The organism is bacterium endosymbiont of Bathymodiolus sp. 5 South (genome assembly GCF_900128535.1).
Taxonomy (GTDB): domain Bacteria; phylum Pseudomonadota; class Gammaproteobacteria; order PS1; family Pseudothioglobaceae; genus Thiodubiliella.
This window is the reverse complement of sequence record NZ_FQTR01000353.1, coordinates 1-1,099: the sequence shown is the minus strand read 5'-3', so window position 1 is coordinate 1,099 and position 1,099 is coordinate 1. Positions and strand designations below refer to the sequence as shown.

The 1,099-nt window shown below is 49.0% G+C and carries 1 pseudogene; it reads right to left on the bottom strand.

Annotated features, from left to right (window positions below):
- Positions 1 to 165: 165 nt before the first annotated feature.
- Positions 166 to 1,099 (bottom strand): annotated as a pseudogene (locus BBROOKSOX_RS11435) (Ig-like domain-containing protein); the annotation flags it as partial.

Below are 1,099 nucleotides of genomic sequence, written 5' to 3'. Positions count from 1 at the left end.
ACATTTACGCTAAAACACCCCTATAAAACAAGGGTAGCATCCCCTCATATCTCAACAAATTGAGAATTTGACCAATGCAAGGGTCAGCCGTAGAAACGCAGGAAGACCAAGAAAGAAAATTGATGAACAAATGACACTTTGATCTTAATTATTTTCAGCCTATGTTTAATCAGGCGTAGCGATAGATGCAGGTATAGTGCCTCCATTATTCGATTCACCCCACGCTGTAATTGAGCCGTCGGCTTTAACGGCGGCAAAGGCACCTCCAGTTGAATAAATCTTGGTATAACCGCTATCAGAGGGCGCACCTGCACCTCCAGAACCACCCCACGCCGTGATTGACCCATCAGCTTTAAGGGCGGCAAAGGCATTATAATTTGAATAAATTTTGGTGTAGCCATTACTGGAGGGTGCGCCTGTGCCTCCAAAACTCGCATCACCCCACGCCGTGATTGACCCATCACCTTTAAGAGCGGCAAAGGCGCCATAAGTTGAATAAACCTTAGTGTAGCCATTATCAGAAGGCTTACCTGTACCTCCAAAAGGCCCATAACCCCACGCCGTGATTGACCCATCAGCTTTAAGGGCGGCAAAGGTATTCCAATTTGAATAAATCTTGGTATAGCCATTACCAGAAGGCGCACCTGTACCTCCCTCATTCCAACTACCCCATGCCGTGATTGACCCATCAGCTTTAACGGCGGCAAAGGCAGCTGTAGTTGAATAAATCTTGGTGTAGCCACTATCCGAGGGCGCATCTGTACCTCCATTACTCGATTCACCCCACGCCGTGATTGATCCATCTTTAATAGCGGCAAAGGCTTTCAGAGTTGAATGAATCTTGGTATAGCCACTACCCGAGGGCGCACCTGTGCCTCCAGCACCACCCCACGCCGTGATTGAGCCATCGGCTTTAACGGCGGTAAAGGCATACCCATTTGGATAAATCTTGGTATAGCCATTACCCGAGGGTGCGCCTGTACCGCCCGCCCAATTCGCACCCCACGCCGCGATTGACCCATCGGCTTTAAGAGCGGCAAAAGCATGCCCAGTTGAATAAATCTTGGTATAGCCATTACCAGAGGGTGCACCTGTACCT